Below are 19,813 nucleotides of genomic sequence, written 5' to 3' on the forward strand. Positions count from 1 at the left end.
AGGCTGAGGAAACACTCAGCCCCCCGATGCGCGTCGTTGCGCAACCAGTGTTCGAGGTGCCATGTTCCAGAAGATCCTTGTGGCCAATCGTGGAGAGATCGCGATCCGGGCCTTCAGAGCCGCGTTCGAGGTAGGGGCCAGGACCGTCGCGGTCTTCCCCTGGGAGGATCGCGGATCCATCCACCGGCAGAAAGCCGATGAGTCGTATCAGATCGGCGAGGTCGGGCACCCGGTGCGGGCCTACCTCGACGTGGAGGAGATCATCCGGGTGGCACGCGAGTGCGGCGCGGACGCGATCTACCCCGGCTACGGCTTCCTCTCCGAGAACCCGGAGCTGGCGGCGCGCGCGGCCGAGAACGGCATCGCCTTCATCGGGCCTCCGGCGCATGTGCTGGAGATGGCCGGCAACAAGGTCACCGCGAAGCAGCACGCGGTCGCCGCAGGCGTGCCGGTGCTGCGCTCGACCGGCGCCTCGGACGACGTGGACGAGCTGGTCGCGCAGGCCGAGGGGATCGGGTTCCCGATCTTCGTCAAGGCCGTCGCGGGCGGCGGAGGCCGCGGGATGCGCCGGGTGGAGACGATCGGCGAGCTGGCTCCCGCCCTGGCCGAGGCCATGCGCGAGGCGGGGAGCGCGTTCGGCGACGCCCGCGTCTTCCTCGAACAGGCCGTGCAGCGGCCGCGGCACATCGAGGTGCAGGTGCTCGCAGACGGCACGGGCCATACCGTGCACCTGTTCGAGCGGGACTGCTCGGTGCAGCGCCGCCATCAGAAGGTGGTCGAGATCGCCCCGGCGCCGAACCTCGACGACACGATCCGCAAGGCTCTGCACGGCTACGCGGTGGCGTTCGCGAAGTCCATCGGCTACGAGAACGCCGGCACCGTCGAGTTCCTCCTGGAGACGGCCGGCGAGCGGGCCGGCGAGGTCGTCTTCATCGAGATGAACCCACGGATCCAGGTCGAGCACACCGTGACGGAGGAGGTCACCGACGTCGACCTCGTGCAGTCGCAGATCAGGATCGCGGCCGGCGAGACGCTCGCCGACCTGGGCCTCGAGCAGGACCAGATCCAGCTGCGCGGAGCCGCGCTGCAGTGCCGCATCACGACCGAGGACCCGGCGCAGGGTTTCCGCCCCGACACCGGGCGGATCACGACCTACCGGTCGCCCGGCGGTGCCGGCATCCGACTCGACGGCGGCACCACCGCGGCCGGCTCGCAGATCAGCCCGCATTTCGACTCGATGCTCGCGAAGCTCACCTGCCGAGGCCGGGACTTCCCGGCGGCGGTGGCCCGGGCGAAGCGTGCCCTCGCCGAGTTCCGCATCCGCGGGGTCGCGACCAACATCCCGTTCCTGCGCGCCGTGCTGGACGATCCGGCGTTCGTCGCCGGCGACGTGTCGACGCTCTTCATCGAGGAGCGGCCGCAGCTGCTCACCAGCAACCCCTCGAGGGACCGGGCGACGCGACTGCTGAATTGGCTCGGCGATGTCACGGTGAACAAGCAGTACGGACCGAAGCCGTTGTCGCCGTCGCCCGGCAGCAAGCTCCCGAAGATCGATCTGAGCGTCGAGCCGCCCGCCGGAGCCCGCGAGCGGCTGCTCCGCCTCGGGCCGGCAGGGTTCGCCCGTGCGCTCCGCGAGCAGACCGCGCTCGCCGTCACCGAGACCACCTACCGCGACGCGCACCAGTCGCTGCTGGCCACGCGCGTGCGCACCCGGGACCTGGTGCGCGTGGGCCCGCACGCGGCGCGCATGACGCCGCAGCTGCTCTCGATCGAGGCCTGGGGCGGGGCGACCTACGACGTCGCGCTGCGCTTCCTCGCGGAGGACCCGTGGGAGCGCCTCGAGGCGCTGCGCACCGCCATCCCGAACATCCCGCTGCAGATGCTGCTGCGCGGCCGCAACACGGTCGGGTACACGCCGCGGCCGGTCGAGGTGACGAACACGTTCGTGCGCGAGGCGGCGTCGACGGGGGTGGACATCTTCCGCATCTTCGACGCGCTCAACGACGTGTCGCAGATGCGTCCCGCGATCGACGCCGTGCTGGAGACGGGCACCGCGGTCGCCGAGGTGGCGCTCTGCTACACCGGGGATCTGCTGGACCCCGCGGAACAGCTCTACACGCTGGACTACTACCTGCGCCTCGCTGAGCAGATCGTGGAGTCCGGCGCGCACATCCTCGCGATCAAGGACATGGCGGGTCTCCTCCGGCCCGCGGCGGCGGCGCGTCTCGTGGCCGCGTTGCGCGAGCGGTTCGATCTGCCCGTCCAGGTGCACACGCACGACACCGCGGGCGGGCAGCTCGCGACGCTGCTGGCCGCCAGTGCCGCCGGCGCCGACGCGGTGGACGCGGCCGCCGCACCGATGTCCGGCACGACGAGCCAGCCGTCGCTGTCGGCCCTCGTGGCGGCACTTGCGCACACCGACCGCGACACCGGGCTGGATCTGCAGGCGATCGGCGATCTGGAGCCGTACTGGGAGGGCGTGCGCCAGCTCTACCGCCCCTTCGAATCGGGTTTGCCCGCGCCCACGGGACGCGTGTACCACCACGAGATCCCCGGTGGCCAGCTCTCCAACCTGCGCCAGCAGGCCATCGCGCTGGGCCTCGCGGACGATTTCGAGCGCATCGAGGACATGTACGCCGCAGCGGACCGGATCCTCGGCCGGATCCCCAAGGTGACCCCGTCTTCGAAGGTCGTCGGCGATCTCGCCCTGGCGCTCGTCGCGGCGGGAGCGGATCCGGCGGACTTCGAGCAGAATCCGCAGAACTACGACATCCCCGACTCGGTGATCGGCTTCATGGCCGGAGAGTTGGGAGACCTGCCCGGCGGATGGCCGGAGCCGTTCCGCACGAAGGTGCTGGCGGGACGACAGGTGTCGATCGACGTCGTCCCGATCTCACCGGACGAGCAGCGCGCACTCGACGGCGAGAGCCTCGAGCGGCGGCAGGCGCTGAACCGTCTGCTCTTCCCGGGACCTGCCGCGGAGTTCGAACGCAACCGCGCCGCGTTCGGCGATCTGTCCGCGCTCGGCACGCCGGACTACCTCTACGGCCTGGTCCCCGGCGAGGAGCACGTCGCCGAGATCGATCCGGGGGTGCAGCTCTACGTGGGTCTCGAGGCCATCGGCGAAGCGGACGAGAAGGGCTTCCGCACCGTCATGACGACGCTGAACGGTCAGCTCCGGCCGGTGTTCGTGCGGGATCGCTCCCTCAAGATCACCGTGCACGAGGTCGAGAAGGCGGACACCTCGAAGCCGGGGCAGGTGGCTGCGCCGTTCTCGGGCGTGGTGACCCTGAAGGCCGAGGTCGGTGATGCCGTCCGCGCCGGCGAGGCGGTCGCCTCCATCGAGGCGATGAAGATGGAGGCGGCGATCACGGCCCCCGTGGACGGCGTCGTCGAGCGCCTCGCGATCGGCGCCACGCAGCAGGTCGATGCGGGCGATCTCCTGGTCGTGATCCGCCCGTCGCACACGGACTGAGAGCGGCGGAGGGCCCCGCACGTCGGACGCCCTCCGCCCCGGCCCGCCGCGTCGGGGCGCGGCGATGTGCACTAACCTTGGGCGTTGTGATGCGCGCCGACAGGGCGTATCACGGGGGAGAAGCATCATGAGCACAGAACGCAGGAATACACAGAGCGAGGATGCCGAGGACGCCCTCGGTGTCCTCGACAGCACCGGCGCCATCGGCACGGCGGACATCGGGCTGCTCGGAGAACCGAACGCCCAGGTCTCCGTCGCGCTGCCGGTCCAGGACGACGATGATCTCGTCGACGACGACGTCACCGACGGGGAGGCGTTCGCCGACCTCGTCCTCGACGCCGACCCCGCCGACCTCGTCCGCCCGGACGACGGCATCGGGAGGATCCATCAGGGCGCGGGCATCTCGGACATCGTGATCGAGATCCCGGCGGTCGCCGCCGAGGACGTCCTCGTCGCAGAGCTCGTCGAGGAGGCTCCTGCCCCCGAGCACGACGACGAGCACGGGCACGACGTCGTCGGGGAGGTCGAGGATCCCGACGGCCCGTCGCGGCTGACGCCATCCTCTGAAGCACTCGATGCGGTCGTGGAGACGGTCGTGGAGTCCGCCGCCGACGGAGCCGATCACCGGATCCCTGACGTCGTACTCGAGGCCACCGCCGACGAGCACGTGGACGCGGGAGAGCCCGAGATCCAGGTCGCGGCGGTCGCTGAGGACGCAGAGGTCCATGAGGACGTCGAGAGCGCTGCCGAAGTCCACGAAGACGTCGAGAGCGCTGCCGAGGGCGACGACGCCACCACCGAGAGCGACACGGACGCCGTCGCGGGCGCAGAAGGCCCCGCGGGATCTCTCGACGAAGAGGGCGCTTCCTGGGTCCGCCGCGCGGATGCCGGAGCGGAGCCCGACCCGGTGCCGCCGCAGGACTCGTACCCGCTGCCGGTGCGCACCTTCGCCGCCACTCGCGAGCCCGAGAGGACCGACGGTCCTGCGGCATCGGTCCGCCCCGAGGAGCCGGTGCTCCGCGCCGTCGACGGATCGGGGCCCGCGCCGGTCCGGGTGCTCGATAGGAACACCGTGCCCGCCGCAGCTGCGGAGGAAGAGATCATGACCGACGACCAGGCCCGCACGTCCGACCCCGACCTCACCTCGCGCCGGCTGGATCAGCTCGGCGACCGGGAACGGGAGAGCGCGGACCTGCTCACCGCCGACCGGCTGCTGGACGCGAGCAGACTCGCCGGTCCCGAGCCGGAGGGCCTGTGGAGCCATCTGCTCTACACGGTGTCCGGCCGCCGCATCAACCTCGGCGACGGCAAACGCGCCCAGCAGCGCAAGGCTCTGAGCGCGCGCATCGCCGCGCCGCTGTCGGGTACGGCCCGGTTCGTCCCGGTGCTGAGCCGCAAGGGCGGCGTCGGCAAGACCACGGTGACGGCGCTGCTCGGGATGGCTCTCGCCGACGCACGGGAGGACAGGGTCATCGCGGTCGACGCGAACCCCGACCGCGGCACGCTTGCCGACCGCATCGCACGCACGAACAGCAAGACCGTGCGCGACCTGGTGCGCATCCACGATCAGGTCACCGGCTATCACGACATCTCCGCCGTGGTCTCGCGCGATGCCACGCGCCTCGATGTGCTGGCCTCGGACGCCGACCCTCGCGTCTCCGAGGCGTTCAGCGACGAGGATTACGACCAGGTCGCCTCCGTCGCCGCGCACTACTACTCGCTCGTGCTGACCGACACCGGCACCGGCATCGTGCATTCGGTGATGGGCGCGACCCTGGACCGCGCGGACACGCTCGTGATCGTCGCGGGGCTCAGCGTCGACGAGGCGCGCCTCGCGTCCGAGACGCTCACCTGGCTCGAGACGAACGGCTATGCCGGCAAGGTCCGCGAGGCGGTCGTGGTGCTCAACCAGTCGACCCCGGGGTCTCCCATGGTGCGCCTGGGAGAACTGGAGGCGCACTTCCGCACCCGTGTCGCGCACGTGCTGCGCATCCCGTACGACGCCCGCATCGCGGCAGGCAGCGCGATCACCTTCGCTGCCCTGCAGCCCGAGACGCGCCAGGCCGCGCGGGAGCTCGCCGCGATCGTGGTCGAGGGCCTGAGAGCGCAGGCGGCCTGATGGCGGTCCGTGAGATCAGGCTCTTCGGAGACCCTGTGCTGCGCACGGTGTGCGCGGAGATCGGGACGATCGATGACGGCGTCCGTGCGCTCGTCGCCGACCTGGTCGACAGTGTCGAGCTGCCCGGTCGTGCCGGAGTCGCGGCGCCGCAGATCGGTGTGGCGCTGCGCGCGTTCAGCTACAACATCGACGGCGACATCGGCTACGTGCTGAACCCGGTGCTGGTCGAGGTGCGCGGCGAGCCGGTGCCCACCGGTGAGGGCTGCCTCTCCGTGCCCGGCCTCTGGCACGACGCACTGCGCCACCCGTGGGCGCGCGTGGAGGGGATCGACCTCGACGGCGAGCCCGTGGTGCTGGAGGGGGAGGGGCTGCTCGCCCAGGCGCTGCAGCACGAGACCGACCACCTGGACGGCACGGTGTACCTCTCCCGGCTGGATCCCGAGACCCGCAAGATCGCGATGCGTGAGGTCCGCGAGAGCTCCTGGTTCTGAGAACGGGGATCTGAGAACGGAGAAGGGCCCCGGGGAAGATCCCGGGGCCCTTCTCCGTTGTCCTGCGATCAGCCCAGCGGCACCGTCGTGGTGGCCGTGGTCTCGTTGTAGATCTCGGCGACCTGCGGTGCGAAGTCCTTCATGATCACGTTGCGCTTGATCGAGAGCTTGGGCGTGAGGTGCCCGCTCGCCTCGGTCCACTCGGAGGGCAGGATCGTGAACTTGCGGATCGACTCGGCGCGCGACACGCGGGTGTTGGCGACGTCGATGGCGCGCTGCACCTCTGCGCGGACAGCGTCGTTCGTGGCGGCATCGGCGAGCGACATGCCCGCGTCCAGACCGTTGTTCGCCAGCCAGGACGGCAGCATCTCCGGGTCGAGCGTGACGAGCGCCGCGATGAACGGCTTCTGGTCGCCGACCACGACCACCTGGCCGACGATCGGGTTGGCGCGGATCGGATCCTCGAGCGCGGCGGGGGAGACGTTCTTGCCGCCTGCGGTGACGATGATCTCCTTCTTGCGGCCGGTGATGGTCAGGAAACCCTCGTCGTCGAAGGAGCCGAGGTCACCGGTGCGGAACCAGCTGTCGTGGAACGCGGCCTCGGTGGCCTCCGGGTTGTTCCAGTACTCCTTGAAGACGTTGATGCCGCGCACCTCGATCTCGCCGTCGTCGGCGAGGCGGATGCCCACTCCGGGCAGCGCGGGACCGACGGTGCCGATCTTCGCCTTGTGCGCGGTGTTCACGGTCGCGGGGGCCGTGGTCTCGGTGAGCCCGTAGCCCTCCAGGATCGTGATCCCCAGGCTGTGGAAGAAGTGGCCGAGGCGCGCCCCGAGCGGCGCGGATCCGGAGATCGCATACTGCACGTTGCCGCCCATCGCCTCACGCAGCTTCGCGTAGACGAGCCTGTCGAACAGGGCGAACTTGATCCTCATGCCGAGCGGGATCTTCGCGCCCTCCTCGACGAGGCGGGAGTGCTCGATGGCGGTCGCCGCGGCGGCGCGGAAGATCTTGCCCTTGCCACCGGCCTCGGCCTTCTGCTCGGCCGAGTTGTAGACCTTCTCGAAGACGCGCGGCACGGCGAGGAGGAAGGTGGGCTTGAAGGATCCGAGCGCGGGGAGCAGCTGCTTGGTGTCCGGCTGGTGGCCGGTGCGGACGCCGGCGTGGATGTCGAGGATGGAGATGAAGCGCGCGAACACGTGTGCGGTCGTGATGAACAGCACGGTCGACGCGCCCTGGATCGACACGACGTCGTCGAGCGACTTCGCCGCATTGCGGGACAGCTCGACGAAGTTGCTGTGCGTGAGGACGCAACCCTTGGGGCGCCCGGTCGAACCCGAGGTGTAGATGAGCGTGGCGATGTCCGCGCCGTTGGCGATGACGCGGCGGCGCTCGATCTCCTCGTCGGGCACGTCGACCCCCTGCGCGGTGAGCTGCGCGATCGCGCCGAGGTGCATCTGCCAGACGTCGCGGACCAGCGGCAGGTCGCCGCGGACCTCGTCGAAGCGGGTGAAGTGCTCGGGGGACTCGACCATGAGCGAGATCGCCGCCGAGTCCTCGAGGATCCACTGGATCTGCGACGGGGAGCTGGTCTCGTAGATCGGCACCATGACGGCACCGGCGTAGAACAGGGCGAAGTCGACCAGGGTCCACTCATACGTCGTGCGCGCGAGGAAGCCCACCTTCTCGCCGGGCTGGATGCCGGCCGCCACGAAGCCCTTCGCGAGGGCGATCACCGCCGTGCGGAACTCGGCGGCGGTGATGTCGCGCCAGCCGGCACCCTCCGGCACGGAGAACAGTGCGAGATTCGGGGTCTTCTGCACCCGCTGCTCGAGGAGGTCGGTGATGTTGTCCTCGGGTGCGGCTTTGACGATCGCGGGGACTTCGAACTGGACCACGGCAACTCCTTCGGGGCCGGACGGGTACATGCTTCCCAGGAGTCTATGCCATGCGGCGTCTGGGGTCGGGGCATCCACGGTGAGATTCAGTCGCACGATCGGTGAAACTGCGTCGCACCCTGCGGACGCGGCTCTCGTCCTCGTCCCTGCAGCGGGATAGACTGCGGGCGATGATCTACTGGTTCATGAAGTACATCGCCATCGGGCCGCTGGTGAAGGCGATCTTCCGCCCGTGGATCGTGGGCAGGGCGCATGTTCCGGTGACGGGTGCCGCGATCATGGCGAGCAACCACCTGTCCTTCTCCGACTCGATCTTCCTGCCGCTGATGCTGGATCGGAAGATGTCGTTCCTCGCCAAGAGCGACTACTTCACCGGCCGCGGCCTCAAAGGCTGGGCCACGCGGATGTTCATGAAGGGCACAGGTCAGCTGCCCATCGACCGCTCGGGCGGCAAAGCCTCCGAGGCTTCGCTGAACACCGGGCTCGGCGTGCTCGGCCGCGGCGACCTGCTCGGCATCTACCCCGAGGGCACGCGCAGCCCCGACGGCAAGCTGTACCGCGGTCGCACCGGCATCGCGCGGATGGCGCTGGAGGCGAAGGTCCCGGTGGTCCCTGTCGTGATGGTCGACACCGACGTCGCGATGCCAACCGGGCAGCGCATCCCCAAGATCATGCGCGTGGGCATCGTGATCGGGGAGCCTCTGGACTTCTCCCGATATGCGGGCATGGAGAACGACCGCTACATCCTGCGCTCGGTGACCGACGAGATCATGATCGCGCTGCAGCGGCTGGGCGAGCAGCACTACGAGGACGTCTACGCCTCCACCGTCAAGGACCGCCTCGCCGCGCAGGCGTCGTAGCCGGCGCCGTGCGGGCTTCATAGAGCGATCCGCCCCCGTCCCCGCACCCTAGGATGGGGGGATGCCTCAGCCTCTCGATCTCGACTCGTGGCGCGCCCTCCCGATCAAGCAGCAGCCCCAGTGGCCCGACGCCGAGCGCGTCGCCGAGGTCTCCTCGCAGATCGCCGCACTTCCGCCGCTCGTGTTCGCCGGTGAGGTGGACAACCTCCGCGAGCGTCTCGCCCGTGCTGCCTCCGGGCAGGCGTTCCTGCTGCAGGGCGGCGACTGCGCCGAGACGTTCGCCGGTGCCACCGCCGACCAGATCCGCAACCGCATCAAGACGGTGCTGCAGATGGCGGTCGTGCTCACCTACGGCGCGTCCATGCCCGTGGTGAAGATGGGACGCATGGCCGGGCAGTTCGCCAAGCCGCGTTCGAGCGACACGGAGACCCGCGGCGACGTGACGCTGCCCGCGTACCGCGGCGACATCGTCAACGGCTACGACTTCACGGAGGGCTCCCGCGAGGCGAACCCCTCGCGACTGCTGCAGGGCTACCACACGGCCGCCTCGACGCTGAACCTCATCCGCGCCTTCACCCAGGGTGGATTCGCGGACCTCCGCGAGGTGCACTCCTGGAACCAGGGCTTCGCGAAGAACCCCGCCAACCAGCGCTACGAGCGCATGGCGGCCGAGATTGACCGCGCCATCAAGTTCATGGAGGCGGCGGGCGCCGACTTCGATGAGCTCAAGCGCGTCGAGTTCTTCACCGGCCATGAGGGTCTACTCATGGACTACGAGCGCCCGATGACCCGCATCGACTCCCGCACCCTGACGCCGTACAACACCTCGGCGCACTTCCTCTGGATCGGGGAGCGCACCCGCGAGCTGGACGGTGCGCACGTCGACTACTTCTCGAAGGTCCGCAACCCCATCGGCGTGAAGCTCGGTCCCACCACGACGACCGACACCGCGCTCGCCCTCATCGACAAGCTCGACCCGAATCGCGAGCCCGGCCGGCTCACGTTCATCACGCGCATGGGTGCGGGCAAGATCCGCGAGGCGCTGCCGCCGCTGCTGCAGGCCGTGAAGGACTCCGGCGCGCAGCCGCTGTGGGTCACCGACCCGATGCACGGCAACGGCATCACCACGCCGACCGGATACAAGACCCGGCGCTTCGATGACGTGGTCGACGAGGTGCGCGGCTTCTTCGAGGCGCACCGCGCCGTCGGCACCTTCCCCGGCGGGATCCACGTGGAGCTCACCGGCGATGACGTGACCGAGTGCCTGGGCGGATCCGAGCAGATCGACGAGGCCGCGCTCGCGACGCGCTACGAGTCGCTGTGCGACCCGCGCCTGAACCACATGCAGTCGCTCGAGCTCGCGTTCCTCGTCGCCGAGGAGCTCGAGAAGCGCTGACATCGTCCGAAGGCCCGGCACTGCGCGCAGCGGATCCGGGCCTTCGTCGTGACCGGGACGGGCCGGTCATCCGGCTGAGGACGCTCCGATCAGCCGGAGACCTTGACCCGGATCGTCGAGTTCTTCTCCACGCTGTCGCCGGCCTTCGGATCCGTCCCGGTCACCTGGAACAGGCTCCACGCGATCTCGGGCACGCTGGTCTGCGGGTTCAGACCCGCATTCGTGAGGGTCTGCATGGCCTCGGCGAGGTTCTTCCCGACGACGTCGGGCACCGTCACGGGCTCCGGCCCCTTGGACACGTTCAGCACGATGGTGTCGCCCGGTCGCCAGTTGCCGCCGCCCTCGCGATCACCGATGCCGATCACGCGACCCTTCGGCACGCTGTCGCTGTAGGAGGAGACCGAGCCGGAGTCGACGCCGAGACCCACGGCCTTGAGCTTGCTCGTGGCGTCGTCCACGGTCAGGCCCGTCACGTCCGGAACCGGACCCAGGGAGGTCAGGAGGCGGATCTGGTCGCCCTCGAAGACGCTGCAGCCTCCGCCGCACTCGTAGGCGTCGCCGCCCGCGCGCGGGGTGACCTCGGCGTTGATGACGAGTCCGCTGTCGGCCCCGGAGAACAGCGCCACGGAATCCTGCAGCTTCAGGTGGAACGGTGCGAGCGCCTTCTTCGCCTGGTCCTCGGTCATCGCGTCGAGCTTCGGGAGATCGTGCTTGGCGGGACCGGTCGAGATCAACACGGTGACCTTGGCCTTCTTGTCCACGCGTGACCCCGCGGGCGGATCCGTGCGGATCGCCTGGCCCTGCGGCACATTGAGCGAGTTCTCCCCGCCCTGGACGGGGGTGAGCCCCTCCTTCGTGATCGCCGCGGCGGCGACCTCCCAGGTCTTTCCCGCGACCTCCGGAACCGAGAGCTTCGAGCCGGGACCGGATCCGAACCACCAGCCGGTCCCACCCGCCGCCACGGCCAGCAGCAGCACGAGCATCAGCAGCAGCGCGCCGCGGGAGCGCCGGTGCGCGGTGCGGCGGCGCAGTAGCGTCGCGTTGTCGAGCGGCGCCTCTGCCGCGGGGGCTGGGGCGGTCGTGGCCGGGATGCCTGGCAGCACGAGGGTCTGATCCCCGGTGTCGCGCATCGGCACGACCGTCGTCTTCGCGGTGGTCGGGGCGGGCGTCACGCCCAGCTCGCGTTCGATCACGCGCAACCGGTCGAGCATCGCCTGCGCGTCGTCCGGCCGTTCGTCCGGTGTCTTCTCGGTCGCCCACAGCACGAGCTCGTCGAGCTGCTCCGGCACCCCGGGATTGCGCACGCTGGGGCGGGGGACCGAATCGGTGGCGTGCTGGAACGCGATCTGCATCGGCTGCTCGCCCTTGTAGGGCTGCTCGCCGACGAGCATCTCGTACAGCATGATCCCGAGCGCGTAGATGTCACTGCGGGCGTCCGCGGTGCCGCGCGTGACGAGCTCCGGGGCGAGGTAGGCGATCGTGCCCATCAGCTGGGCACCCGAGGCGGTGTTCGCCGTGGTCGCACGCGCCAGGCCGAAGTCGCCGATCTTGATCCGGCCGTCCTCCGCCAGCAGCACGTTCTCCGGCTTGACGTCCCGGTGCACGATGCCGGCGCGATGCGCGGCCGCGAGACCCGACAGCACCGCGTCCATGATCGTGATGGTCTGCGGGACGGTGAGGCGGCGCTGCTCGCGCATGAGCTCGCGCAGCGTGATGCCGGGCAGATACTCCATGACGAGATAGGCGAGCTCGCCGTCCTGACCCTGGTCGAAGACGTTGACGACGTGCGGATCGGCGAGTCGCGCGGCCGCGCGGGCCTCCTGGATGAAGCGGCTCTGGAACACGGAGTCGTCGCTGAGGTGGCCGTGCATGACCTTCAGGGCGATGCGGCGTTCGAGCCGCAGGTCGGTGGCGACGTACACGGTGGCCATGCCGCCACGCGCGATCCGTGCGCGGACGCGGTAGCGACCGTCGACGAGCCGCCCGATGAGGGGGTCGGCTTGTTGGCTGGTCGTCACGGCAAGAGTCTATGGAGAACTCGCTGAGAGCCCGGGGAACGGCTCGCGTGCGGGGGCTTTTCCGTTCACCGGGGGAGCGATCCGCAGCCGCTCAGCCGAGTGCGGCGAGCCAGCCGTCGGCCTGCGGTTCCCACAGTCCGTAGCGGGCGGGGAACGCGGAGATCTGCACCTCCTGGGCGGCCTCGCTGAAGCCGAGGCTCTCCCAGCCGGGGATGTCCAGCAGGCCGTTGGTGTGCGCGGTGCCCACGTAGAACGCCCTGATCGCGTAGTCCGCGTCGGCGATCTGCTCCGGGGATCCCCAGCCGGTGCTGGGGCGCTGCTGGAACAGTCCGATCGAGTCGCGATCTCCGGACGGCGTGTTCACCAGACCGGATTCGACCATCGCCGTGGCCAGGGCGATCGCGATTCCACGGTCGCTCACGCCCAGCTCGCGGCCGACGCGGATGATGTGCTGCGCGTTGGCCGTCTGCACATCGTCGAGCACGACCTGCGGGGCGGTGTAGGTGTCCGGTGCAGGCTGAGGCGCAGGATCGGCCGCAGCGGGTGCGGGAGCAGGCGCAGGCGCGGGCGCAGCGAATCGCAGAGTCTGGCCGGGGTAGATGATCGAGTCGGGGGAGAGCCCGTTGGCCGCGTAGAGCTCGGCGAGGGAGATCCCGTGCTCGTGCGCGATCGACCACAGCGTGTCGCCGGCGACCACGGCGTACCCGGGACCGGCGGCGTCCGCTGCGGGGGCCGGCGTCGCCGACTCGGACGCGGCGGGGGAGGGGGCCGGCGCCGTGCCGCCCAGGGCGAGCACCTGGCCGGGGTAGATGATCGAATCGGATCCGAGCCCGTTGGCCGCGTAGAGGGCCGCGACGCTGGTTCCGTGGGCCCGAGCGATGTCCCACAGCGTGTCGCCGTCCTGCACCGTGTAGGCGGTCACCGGGGCGAGCTCGACCGGCACGGTCCTCGCTGCGAGAGCAGCCGCGGCCGCTCCGGTCGGCAACGCGGTCAGCCCAGGCGCGGGGACGCGAGCGGGCGTGTGCGCCTGAGCGGGCGTCGCGACGAGCGCGGTCGCCACCGTGGTCAGCAGCACGGTCGGTACGGCGAGGCCGAGAGCACGGCGCGTACTCGGTGTGGTCGTCATGGATCCCCCGATTCTGACGTCTGGCACCGGTGCGCGGCATCGCGCGTCGGCCCTACGACGTTGTCACGGATGTAAAGGCAAGTCAACTGAAGTGACAAATGTGAAAGATGAGATCAGCGTGGGAAATGGGCGCCGTGACCGCCGCCCCGGCCGGGGGATGAGAACATTGCTGGGTGTCTGAAACGGAAACGGCGGCCCCCGCGGCCGAATGGCTGACCCTTCCTGAACTCGTCGAGATCCTCGGCGAGCCGCTGGGGCGTGTGCACCGGCTCTTCGACGAGCAGCATCTCGTCGGCTCCCGGCGCAACGGGCCGCTCGCGGTTCCGGCCGTCTTCCTGAAGGACGACCAGCCGCTGGGCTCGCTGCGTGGCACCATCATCGTGCTCAAGGACGCCGGGTTCAGCGACGACGAGGTCATCGACTGGCTGCTCGCCGAGGAGGAGTCCATCGGTCGCGCACCGATCGCGGCTCTTCGCGATGGCCACAAGAGCGAGGTCCGGCGGGTCGCACGCGCCCTGGCCTGACACCGCAGAGCCCAGGTCGGGTCCGCCGAGCCTGATCGGGCTCGTGCCGAGCTCGATCAGCACGGCGGTCGGCGGGACCTCCGGCCGGTCGTCGCCGCGGTCAGGCCGTGCGCTGTGTCGCGTCGCGGGCGAGCCCGCGCAGCAGGTCGAGCGCCCCGGCATCCAGCGGCGCCTCCCGTAGGGCGGCTTCGCCGGCTTCGGCGTATTCCACGATGAGCTGTTCCATGCGGGTGAGTGCTCCGGACTCCATGATGATCGCCTGCAGGCTCGCGATCTGATCCGCGGTCAGCTGGGGATCGCCCAGCAGCTCGTCGACGAGACGCCGGCCCTGGGGTGCGAGCGCCTGCCGGGTCCACGCGATGAGCAGGGTGCGCTTGCCCTCGCGCAGGTCGTCGCCGGCCGGCTTGCCGGTGACCTGCTCGTCGCCGAAGACGCCGAGCACGTCGTCGCGCAGCTGGAAGGCCATGCCGAGCGGGTGCCCGAAGGCGCGCAGGGCGGCCTGCTGGGCCTGATCGGCGCCGGCGATCACCGCTCCGATCAGCAGCGGCTGCTCGACGCTGTACCGCGCCGCCTTCAACGAGACGACGCGCAGGGCGCGTTCGGAATGGCCGTCGTCGAGGTTCACACTCCACGCCGACTCCTCGGCGATGTCGAGGAACTGTCCGATCGTGACGTCACGGCGCATCCGGGCGTACTCCGCGCGGACGGCGCCGGCGTGCGGACTCGTCGAGATCCCGGCCTCCAGCAGGTCATCGCTCCACGCCACGAGCAGGTCGCCGAGCAGTACGGCGGCGGCGCGACCGAATTCGACGGCGTTGCCGCTCCATCCCTGTCCGACGTGCGCGGCCTCCAGGGCGCGGTGCGCCGAGGGCCGGCCTCGGCGCGTGTCGGAGTTGTCGATCAGATCGTCATGCACGAGTGCGGCGGACTGGAACGCCTCGAGCGCGGCGCAGGCGTCCCAGAGCGCGGTCGGCGGAGCGTCGATCCCGTCAAGGCCCGCAACCGAGGCCCATCCCGCATGGCAGAACCGCGCACGCAGGCGCTTGCCGCCGCGCAGGGTCGCCTCGGCGGACGAGACGAAGGCCGAGGCATCGGGGCCGTACGTCGCGGTCTCCTCGCGCATCCGGGCGACGAAGGCGTCGAGACGGGCGGAGACCTGGTCGATCACAGCGGATGAGGATGCCACCGGATCAGCCTACTCAGCGCGATCGAGCCGGACGGGCACGCATTCTGCAAGGTGATGCGCAACTCCCAGGCGAATCCCTACCCCGGGGCATCCCGGCGCGCGTAGACTGGGCGGAAGACCACCCGAGGGGGACGAAATGCCACTCTCCGAACAGGAGCAGCGCCTGCTCGATGAGATGGAGCGCCATCTCATGCAGAACGACGCCGACGTCGTTTCCGCGCACGCAGGAGACCGCGCGCTCAGCTATCGCAATCTCATCTACGGAGCCGTGCTGCTGCTCGCCGGCGTCGGCGGCCTGATCGTGGGCGTCGTGGTGGGCAACATCGGCGGGATCATCATCGGCGTGGTCGCCTTCGCCGCCATGCTCGGGGGGCTGATGCTCGCCCTCACGCCGGTGCACCACAGCGGCGGACGCGACGCGGGCCCCAGCTCCAAGAGCAAAGAGCCGTCCCCGTCGTTCATGGACCGCATGAACGATCGGTGGGACCGTCGGCACGAGGAGCGCTGATCTCCTCACTGTGATCTCCTGAGGGTCCGGCGGCTTCGGCCGCCGGACCCTCCGTCGTCCGCGGGTCAGATCGGCCCCGGCATCCTCCCCTTCGCTCCACCACTCCCTCCACTTCACTCCACAGGCCTCGGTTCCGCGTGATCTCGCGGAACCGGGGCCTTCGTCGTGCCCCGCGCGGTGCCCGCCGAGACACGAATAGGTATCGAAATGGAGGGAAGTGGAGTAAAGTGGAGGAAACGGCGGCGAAAGGGGGATAGGCGCATGTTGCTCGGCACGCATTCCCCCAAGCTCGACGACAAGGGCCGCGTCATCCTCCCCGCCAAATTCCGCGAGGATCTGGCCGGCGGCATCGTCGTCACTCGCGGACAGGACCGCTGTCTGTACGTGTTCAGCACGGCGGAGTTCGAGAGCGTGCACGAACGCATCCGGCAGGCGCCTCTCGCGAACAAGGAGGCGCGCGCGTTCCTGCGCATGTTCCTCTCGGGGGCGAGCGCGGAGATGCCGGACAGCCAGAACCGCATCACCATCCCCGCTCACCTGCGCACGTACGCGGGCCTGGGCAAGGAGCTCATCGTCACCGGCGTCGGCGCGCACGCCGAGATCTGGGACGCGGCGGCGTGGAACGCGTACGCCGAAGGACACGAAGACGCCTTCGCCGAACTCGAGGAGGAGGTGATCCCCGGCCTGTTCTGAACCGGCCCCTGGCTGTGACTCCCAGCCGCTCCCGCCCCGGCGCACCTTCCCCGGTGCCGGGTCGAGCGGATGGGGATCAGGGTCAGGGACCGGAAGGCCGAAGGAACCATGGACATCCGTCGCATACACACCCCCGTGATGCTCGAGCGCTGCGTCGAGCTGCTGGCTCCTGCGCTGCAGCACGACGGTGCGGTCCTCGTCGACGCCACGCTCGGAATGGGCGGGCACTCCGAGGCGTTTCTCGAGCGTCTGCCGAACATCCGCCTGGTCGGACTCGACCGCGACACGGACGCGCTGCGGATCGCGGGGGAGCGGCTGGCCCGCTTCGGCGACCGCGTGACCCTCGTGCACACCGTCTACGACGCGATCGGCACCCACGCCCAGGGTGCGTCGGGGATCCTGTTCGACCTGGGGGTCTCCTCACTGCAACTGGACGAGGCCGAGCGCGGCTTCGCCTACGCCAAGGACGCGCCGCTGGACATGCGGATGGACCAGTCGAGCGGCGTCACCGCCGCCGAGGTGCTCGCGACCTACAGCGAGGGGCAGCTGCGCCGCATCTTCGAGCGCTACGGCGAGGAGAAGCTCGCCGGCCGCTATGCCCGCGCGATCGTGCAGGCCCGCCAGTCCGCGCCGCTGGAGCGCTCCGGACGCTTGGTCGAGGTGCTGCAGGACGCCACCCCGGCAGCGGTGGCGCGCGCAGGGCACCCCGCGAAGCGCGTGTTCCAGGCGCTGCGCATCGAAGTGAACCGCGAACTGAACGTGCTCGCCGACGCGATCCCCGCCGCCATGGACGCGCTCGTCCTGGGCGGGCGGATCGTCGTCATGTCCTACCAATCCCTGGAGGACCGGCTGGTCAAGCAGGCGTTCGCCGCGGCTTCGGCATCGACGGCTCCGGCGGGCCTGCCGGTCGAGCTGCCGGAGCACGCGCCGCGATTCAAGAACCTGACGAAGGGCGCGGAGCTCGCCGACGAGGAGGAGCGCGCGGCCAACCCCCGCGCCATCCCGGTGCGCCTGCGCGCCGCAGAACGTGTGAGAGACGATCAGAGGAGCGCCGCGCGATGAGCCTGGCCGAGAACGCCCTGCTGCAGCCCGAGTTCGACGACCCGCAGCGGTCGCGCCACCTCCGTGCGATCGAACGCCCCGCCCGACGCCGCCGTCCGCGTCTGGCGTACGCCGTCGTGGCGCTGGCCGGAGCGGCCCTCATCGCCGGCGCGCAGATCGCGCTGACCATCGCGACCACGCAGGACTCGTTCGCGGTCGCGAAGCTGACCCAGCAGAACAAGCAGCTGACCTGGCAGGCGCAGGCCGCGGCTCAGGACCTCGACGGGATCAGCTCGCCGCAGTCCCTCGCCGCGGAGGCGAGCAAGCTCGGGCTGGTGGTCGGCGGCAGTGCGAGCTACCTGCGGCTGAGCGACGGCGGCGTCATCGGCGCCGCGGGCCCCGCGCCGTGGGCCTCCACGGTCAACCCCACCGGCGGGAACGCCGTGCCGAACGCCCTGGTCCGCGACACGCCGCCCACCACCGCGACGAAGCCGGGGGGAGCAGGCGTAGAACCGAAGACACAGGAGAAGGCTCCCGTGCAGGTGGAGGCCCCGCCGACGGCAGAGGGCCTGCCGAGTCCGACCATCCGCTGACCCGAGCCGCCGACGATCAGCCCGAGACGATGACAGACCGCGAGCCCCGGACGGAGATCCGATGACACCCCGAGCCAGCCGGACACCGCGCCGGCGGACCGTCCTCGCCCTCGCTGTGATCGCCGCGATCATCTGCGGCTTCCTGGTCCGACTGGTCGACATCCAGGTCGTCAGCGCCTCCGCGAACGTCAAGGAATCGATGGACTGGAGCCTCGGCACCACGCGCGACATCGACGGCGCGCGGGGCACGATCGTGGACTCGAACGGCACCGTCCTCGCCGAGAGTCAGCTGGTGTACGACATCACCATGGATCCCTCGGCGATGAAGGGGCTGGAGGAGGCGAAGTCGAAGCCGAAGCTCCCTTGGGCGAAAGCCTCGGAGAAGATCGCCGAGATCATCGGCGAGAGCGGCGACACCGTGCGCAAGGAAGTCTCCGACTCGCTCAAGGCGAACCCGGAGTCGCAGTACGTCGAGCTGAAGAAGGGCGTCGACACCGACCAGTTCCTCAAGCTCCGCGCGCTCGATCTGGCCTACCTCTGGCCGAAGCCGCGCTCGATCAGGGTCTATCCGAACGGCGCCGTCGCAGGCAACCTCCTCGGGTTCATCTCGGGCGACGGCGAGCTCACCGGACTCGAACAGACGCAGAACAGCTGCCTGAGCGCCACCAAGGGCAAGGAGAGCTACCTCCAGGGCAAGGACGGCGTCGTCATCCCCGGCAGTCAGAGCGAGACGCCCGCGGTCGACGGCGGCACGGTGCAGCTCACGATCAATACGGAGCTGCAGTGGTACCTGCAGCAGATGATCTCCGAAGAGGTCAAGACGCAGGCGGCCAAAGCGGGCACGGTGACGGTCGTCGAGGTCGGCACGGGCAAGATCCGCGCGGCCGCCGAGTTCCCGAGCGTCGACCCCAACGACCCCGGCGCCGCGAACCCCGAGGACCGAGGATCCCGGATCTTCTCGACGAGCTTCGAGCCCGGATCCACCTTCAAGGCCATCACCGCCGCATCGGTCATGGAGTATGCGAACGCGAACGCCTCGACGAGGATCACGGGAGCCTCCAGCCATGAGGAGTTCCCGAACGGCGCCGTGATCAACGACGCGTTCGAGCACCCGGCCTACGACTACACGCTCGCGGGCGCCCTGATCGACTCCTCGAACGTGGCGCTGTCTAAATTCGGCGACATGGTCACCGACCAGCAGCGCTATGACGAGCTGGTCAAGTTCGGGGTGGGCAGCAAGACCGCCATCGACTTCCCCGGCGAAGCCTCCGGCGTCATCCACCCGGTCAAGGACTGGGACTACCAGTCGCACTACACGACCACCTTCGGGCAGTACTACACGGTCACCGCGCCGCAGGTCGCGAGCGCGTACCAGGCCATCGCGAACGGCGGGGTGAAGGTCCCGCTGTCCCTGGTGGAGTCCTGCACCGACGCGGCGGGCAAGGTCACGAAAGCGCCGGCGCCCAAGCCGCAGCGCGTGTTCGACGCGACCAAGGACGCCGAACTCAGCCGCATGATCGAGAACGTCGCCGAGCAGGGCAGCGTCTCCGACCTGATCAAGGTCCCCGGCTACCGCATCGCGGCCAAGACCGGAACCGCCCAGAAGCCGGATCCGGAGACGGGCGCCTACAAGGAGGGGATCTACTTCACCAGCATGGTGGGATACGCCCCCGCCGACCACCCCGAGTACGTCGTCGTGGTCACCCTCGACGAGCCCACTAGGGTAACCTCGTCTGCGGCCACCGCGCCCGCCTTCCAGAAGGCGATGACGCAGGTGCTGAAGACCTATCGCGTGCAGCCGTCCACCACCCCCATGGAACCGCTGCTGCCCAAGTACTAGTGATGGCTGCCGTCGCCTCGAGGTGGCGGCATCGCCCTCGGAGGATCC

15 protein-coding genes are annotated in these 19,813 nt (G+C 69.9%); 11 read left to right on the forward strand and 4 right to left on the reverse strand.

From position 1 onward, the window contains the following. Positions 1-61: 61 nt before the first annotated feature. The 3 genes from ACFWCK_RS06500 to ACFWCK_RS06510 all read left to right on the forward strand — a co-directional run bounded on the left by ACFWCK_RS06500 (position 62) and on the right by ACFWCK_RS06510 (position 6,085). The gene (locus ACFWCK_RS06500) at positions 62-3,475 is read left to right on the forward strand and encodes a pyruvate carboxylase (protein WP_378805108.1); all 3,414 of its coding nucleotides are present in this window, start codon (positions 62-64) and stop codon (positions 3,473-3,475) included. A 127-nt stretch (positions 3,476-3,602) separates the two neighbouring features. After that, on the forward strand, positions 3,603-5,594 hold the full coding sequence (locus ACFWCK_RS06505; protein WP_378805109.1) for an AAA family ATPase: 1,992 nt from the start codon (positions 3,603-3,605) through the stop codon (positions 5,592-5,594). Next, positions 5,594-6,085, forward strand: a complete 492-nt coding sequence (locus ACFWCK_RS06510) for a peptide deformylase (RefSeq protein ID WP_233309129.1) — start codon at positions 5,594-5,596, stop codon at positions 6,083-6,085. Before ACFWCK_RS06505 ends, ACFWCK_RS06510 begins: the two co-directional genes overlap by 1 nt. Positions 6,086-6,153: 68 nt before the next feature. On the opposite strand, the gene ACFWCK_RS06515 is transcribed toward ACFWCK_RS06510, so the two are convergent. Next, positions 6,154-7,980, reverse strand: coding sequence for an AMP-dependent synthetase/ligase (locus ACFWCK_RS06515; RefSeq protein ID WP_378805111.1), 1,827 nt, complete (start codon positions 7,978-7,980; stop codon positions 6,154-6,156). 170 nt (positions 7,981-8,150) lie between these two features. On the opposite strand from ACFWCK_RS06515, the gene ACFWCK_RS06520 reads away from it, so the two are divergent. Both ACFWCK_RS06520 and ACFWCK_RS06525 read left to right on the forward strand, forming a co-directional pair. Beyond that, the gene (locus ACFWCK_RS06520) at positions 8,151-8,840 is read left to right on the forward strand and encodes a lysophospholipid acyltransferase family protein (RefSeq protein WP_378805112.1); all 690 of its coding nucleotides are present in this window, start codon (positions 8,151-8,153) and stop codon (positions 8,838-8,840) included. 61 nt (positions 8,841-8,901) lie between these two features. After that, on the forward strand, positions 8,902-10,236 hold the full coding sequence (locus ACFWCK_RS06525; RefSeq protein ID WP_378805113.1) for a class II 3-deoxy-7-phosphoheptulonate synthase: 1,335 nt from the start codon (positions 8,902-8,904) through the stop codon (positions 10,234-10,236). 89 nt (positions 10,237-10,325) lie between these two features. Here the strand turns inward: ACFWCK_RS06525 and pknB are convergent, their stop codons facing one another. Both pknB and ACFWCK_RS06535 read right to left on the reverse strand, forming a co-directional pair. Further along, the gene (gene pknB, locus ACFWCK_RS06530; protein WP_378805114.1) at positions 10,326-12,254 is read right to left on the reverse strand and encodes a Stk1 family PASTA domain-containing Ser/Thr kinase; all 1,929 of its coding nucleotides are present in this window, start codon (positions 12,252-12,254) and stop codon (positions 10,326-10,328) included. 91 nt (positions 12,255-12,345) lie between these two features. Continuing rightward, complete coding sequence (locus tag ACFWCK_RS06535) at positions 12,346-13,380, reverse strand: LysM peptidoglycan-binding domain-containing protein (RefSeq protein ID WP_378805115.1); 1,035 nt, start codon at positions 13,378-13,380, stop codon at positions 12,346-12,348. A gap of 173 nt (positions 13,381-13,553) precedes the next feature. Here ACFWCK_RS06535 and ACFWCK_RS06540 point away from each other — a divergent pair, with 173 nt between their 5' ends. Further along, positions 13,554-13,904, forward strand: a complete 351-nt coding sequence (locus ACFWCK_RS06540; RefSeq protein ID WP_233309135.1) for an Rv2175c family DNA-binding protein — start codon at positions 13,554-13,556, stop codon at positions 13,902-13,904. Positions 13,905-14,004: 100 nt separating this feature from the next. On the opposite strand, the gene ACFWCK_RS06545 is transcribed toward ACFWCK_RS06540, so the two are convergent. Further along, positions 14,005-15,090: a polyprenyl synthetase family protein gene (locus ACFWCK_RS06545; protein WP_378805116.1), complete on the reverse strand. Its 1,086-nt coding sequence runs from the start codon at positions 15,088-15,090 to the stop codon at positions 14,005-14,007. Positions 15,091-15,226: 136 nt separating this feature from the next. Here ACFWCK_RS06545 and ACFWCK_RS06550 point away from each other — a divergent pair, with 136 nt between their 5' ends. The 5 genes from ACFWCK_RS06550 to ACFWCK_RS06570 all read left to right on the forward strand — a co-directional run bounded on the left by ACFWCK_RS06550 (position 15,227) and on the right by ACFWCK_RS06570 (position 19,765). Continuing rightward, positions 15,227-15,598 (forward strand): DUF3040 domain-containing protein, encoded by a 372-nt coding sequence (locus tag ACFWCK_RS06550; protein WP_233309137.1) that lies wholly within the window; start codon positions 15,227-15,229, stop codon positions 15,596-15,598. A 261-nt stretch (positions 15,599-15,859) separates the two neighbouring features. Next, positions 15,860-16,291, forward strand: a complete 432-nt coding sequence (gene mraZ, locus ACFWCK_RS06555) for a division/cell wall cluster transcriptional repressor MraZ (protein ID WP_233309138.1) — start codon at positions 15,860-15,862, stop codon at positions 16,289-16,291. A 108-nt stretch (positions 16,292-16,399) separates the two neighbouring features. Continuing rightward, positions 16,400-17,353 carry a 16S rRNA (cytosine(1402)-N(4))-methyltransferase RsmH gene (gene rsmH, locus ACFWCK_RS06560; protein WP_233309139.1) on the forward strand — a complete coding sequence of 318 codons (954 nt, stop codon included), beginning with the start codon at positions 16,400-16,402 and terminating at the stop codon, positions 17,351-17,353. Continuing rightward, complete coding sequence (locus ACFWCK_RS06565; RefSeq protein ID WP_378805118.1) at positions 17,350-17,925, forward strand: hypothetical protein; 576 nt, start codon at positions 17,350-17,352, stop codon at positions 17,923-17,925. Before rsmH ends, ACFWCK_RS06565 begins: the two co-directional genes overlap by 4 nt. Positions 17,926-17,986: 61 nt before the next feature. Next, positions 17,987-19,765, forward strand: coding sequence for a penicillin-binding protein 2 (locus tag ACFWCK_RS06570; protein WP_233309141.1), 1,779 nt, complete (start codon positions 17,987-17,989; stop codon positions 19,763-19,765). Positions 19,766-19,813: the final 48 nt, after the last annotated feature.

The organism is Microbacterium sp. NPDC060117 (assembly GCF_042729315.1).
Lineage (GTDB): Bacteria > Actinomycetota > Actinomycetes > Actinomycetales > Microbacteriaceae > Microbacterium.

What these genes read in the sequence shown, in the direction of transcription:
- ACFWCK_RS06500 (WP_378805108.1), top strand. Translation starts at nt 62, where the DNA reads ATGTTCCAGAAGATCCTTGTGGCCAATCGTGGAGAGATCGCGATCCGG.
- ACFWCK_RS06505 (WP_378805109.1), top strand. Translation starts at nt 3,603, where the DNA reads ATGAGCACAGAACGCAGGAATACACAGAGCGAGGATGCCGAGGACGCC.
- ACFWCK_RS06510 (WP_233309129.1), top strand. Translation starts at nt 5,594, where the DNA reads ATGGCGGTCCGTGAGATCAGGCTCTTCGGAGACCCTGTGCTGCGCACG.
- ACFWCK_RS06520 (WP_378805112.1), top strand. Translation starts at nt 8,151, where the DNA reads ATGATCTACTGGTTCATGAAGTACATCGCCATCGGGCCGCTGGTGAAG.
- ACFWCK_RS06525 (WP_378805113.1), top strand. Translation starts at nt 8,902, where the DNA reads ATGCCTCAGCCTCTCGATCTCGACTCGTGGCGCGCCCTCCCGATCAAG.
- ACFWCK_RS06535 (WP_378805115.1), bottom strand. Translation starts at nt 13,380, where the DNA reads ATGACGACCACACCGAGTACGCGCCGTGCTCTCGGCCTCGCCGTACCG.
- ACFWCK_RS06550 (WP_233309137.1), top strand. Translation starts at nt 15,227, where the DNA reads ATGCCACTCTCCGAACAGGAGCAGCGCCTGCTCGATGAGATGGAGCGC.
- mraZ (WP_233309138.1), top strand. Translation starts at nt 15,860, where the DNA reads ATGTTGCTCGGCACGCATTCCCCCAAGCTCGACGACAAGGGCCGCGTC.
- rsmH (WP_233309139.1), top strand. Translation starts at nt 16,400, where the DNA reads ATGGACATCCGTCGCATACACACCCCCGTGATGCTCGAGCGCTGCGTC.
- ACFWCK_RS06565 (WP_378805118.1), top strand. Translation starts at nt 17,350, where the DNA reads ATGAGCCTGGCCGAGAACGCCCTGCTGCAGCCCGAGTTCGACGACCCG.
- ACFWCK_RS06570 (WP_233309141.1), top strand. Translation starts at nt 17,987, where the DNA reads ATGACACCCCGAGCCAGCCGGACACCGCGCCGGCGGACCGTCCTCGCC.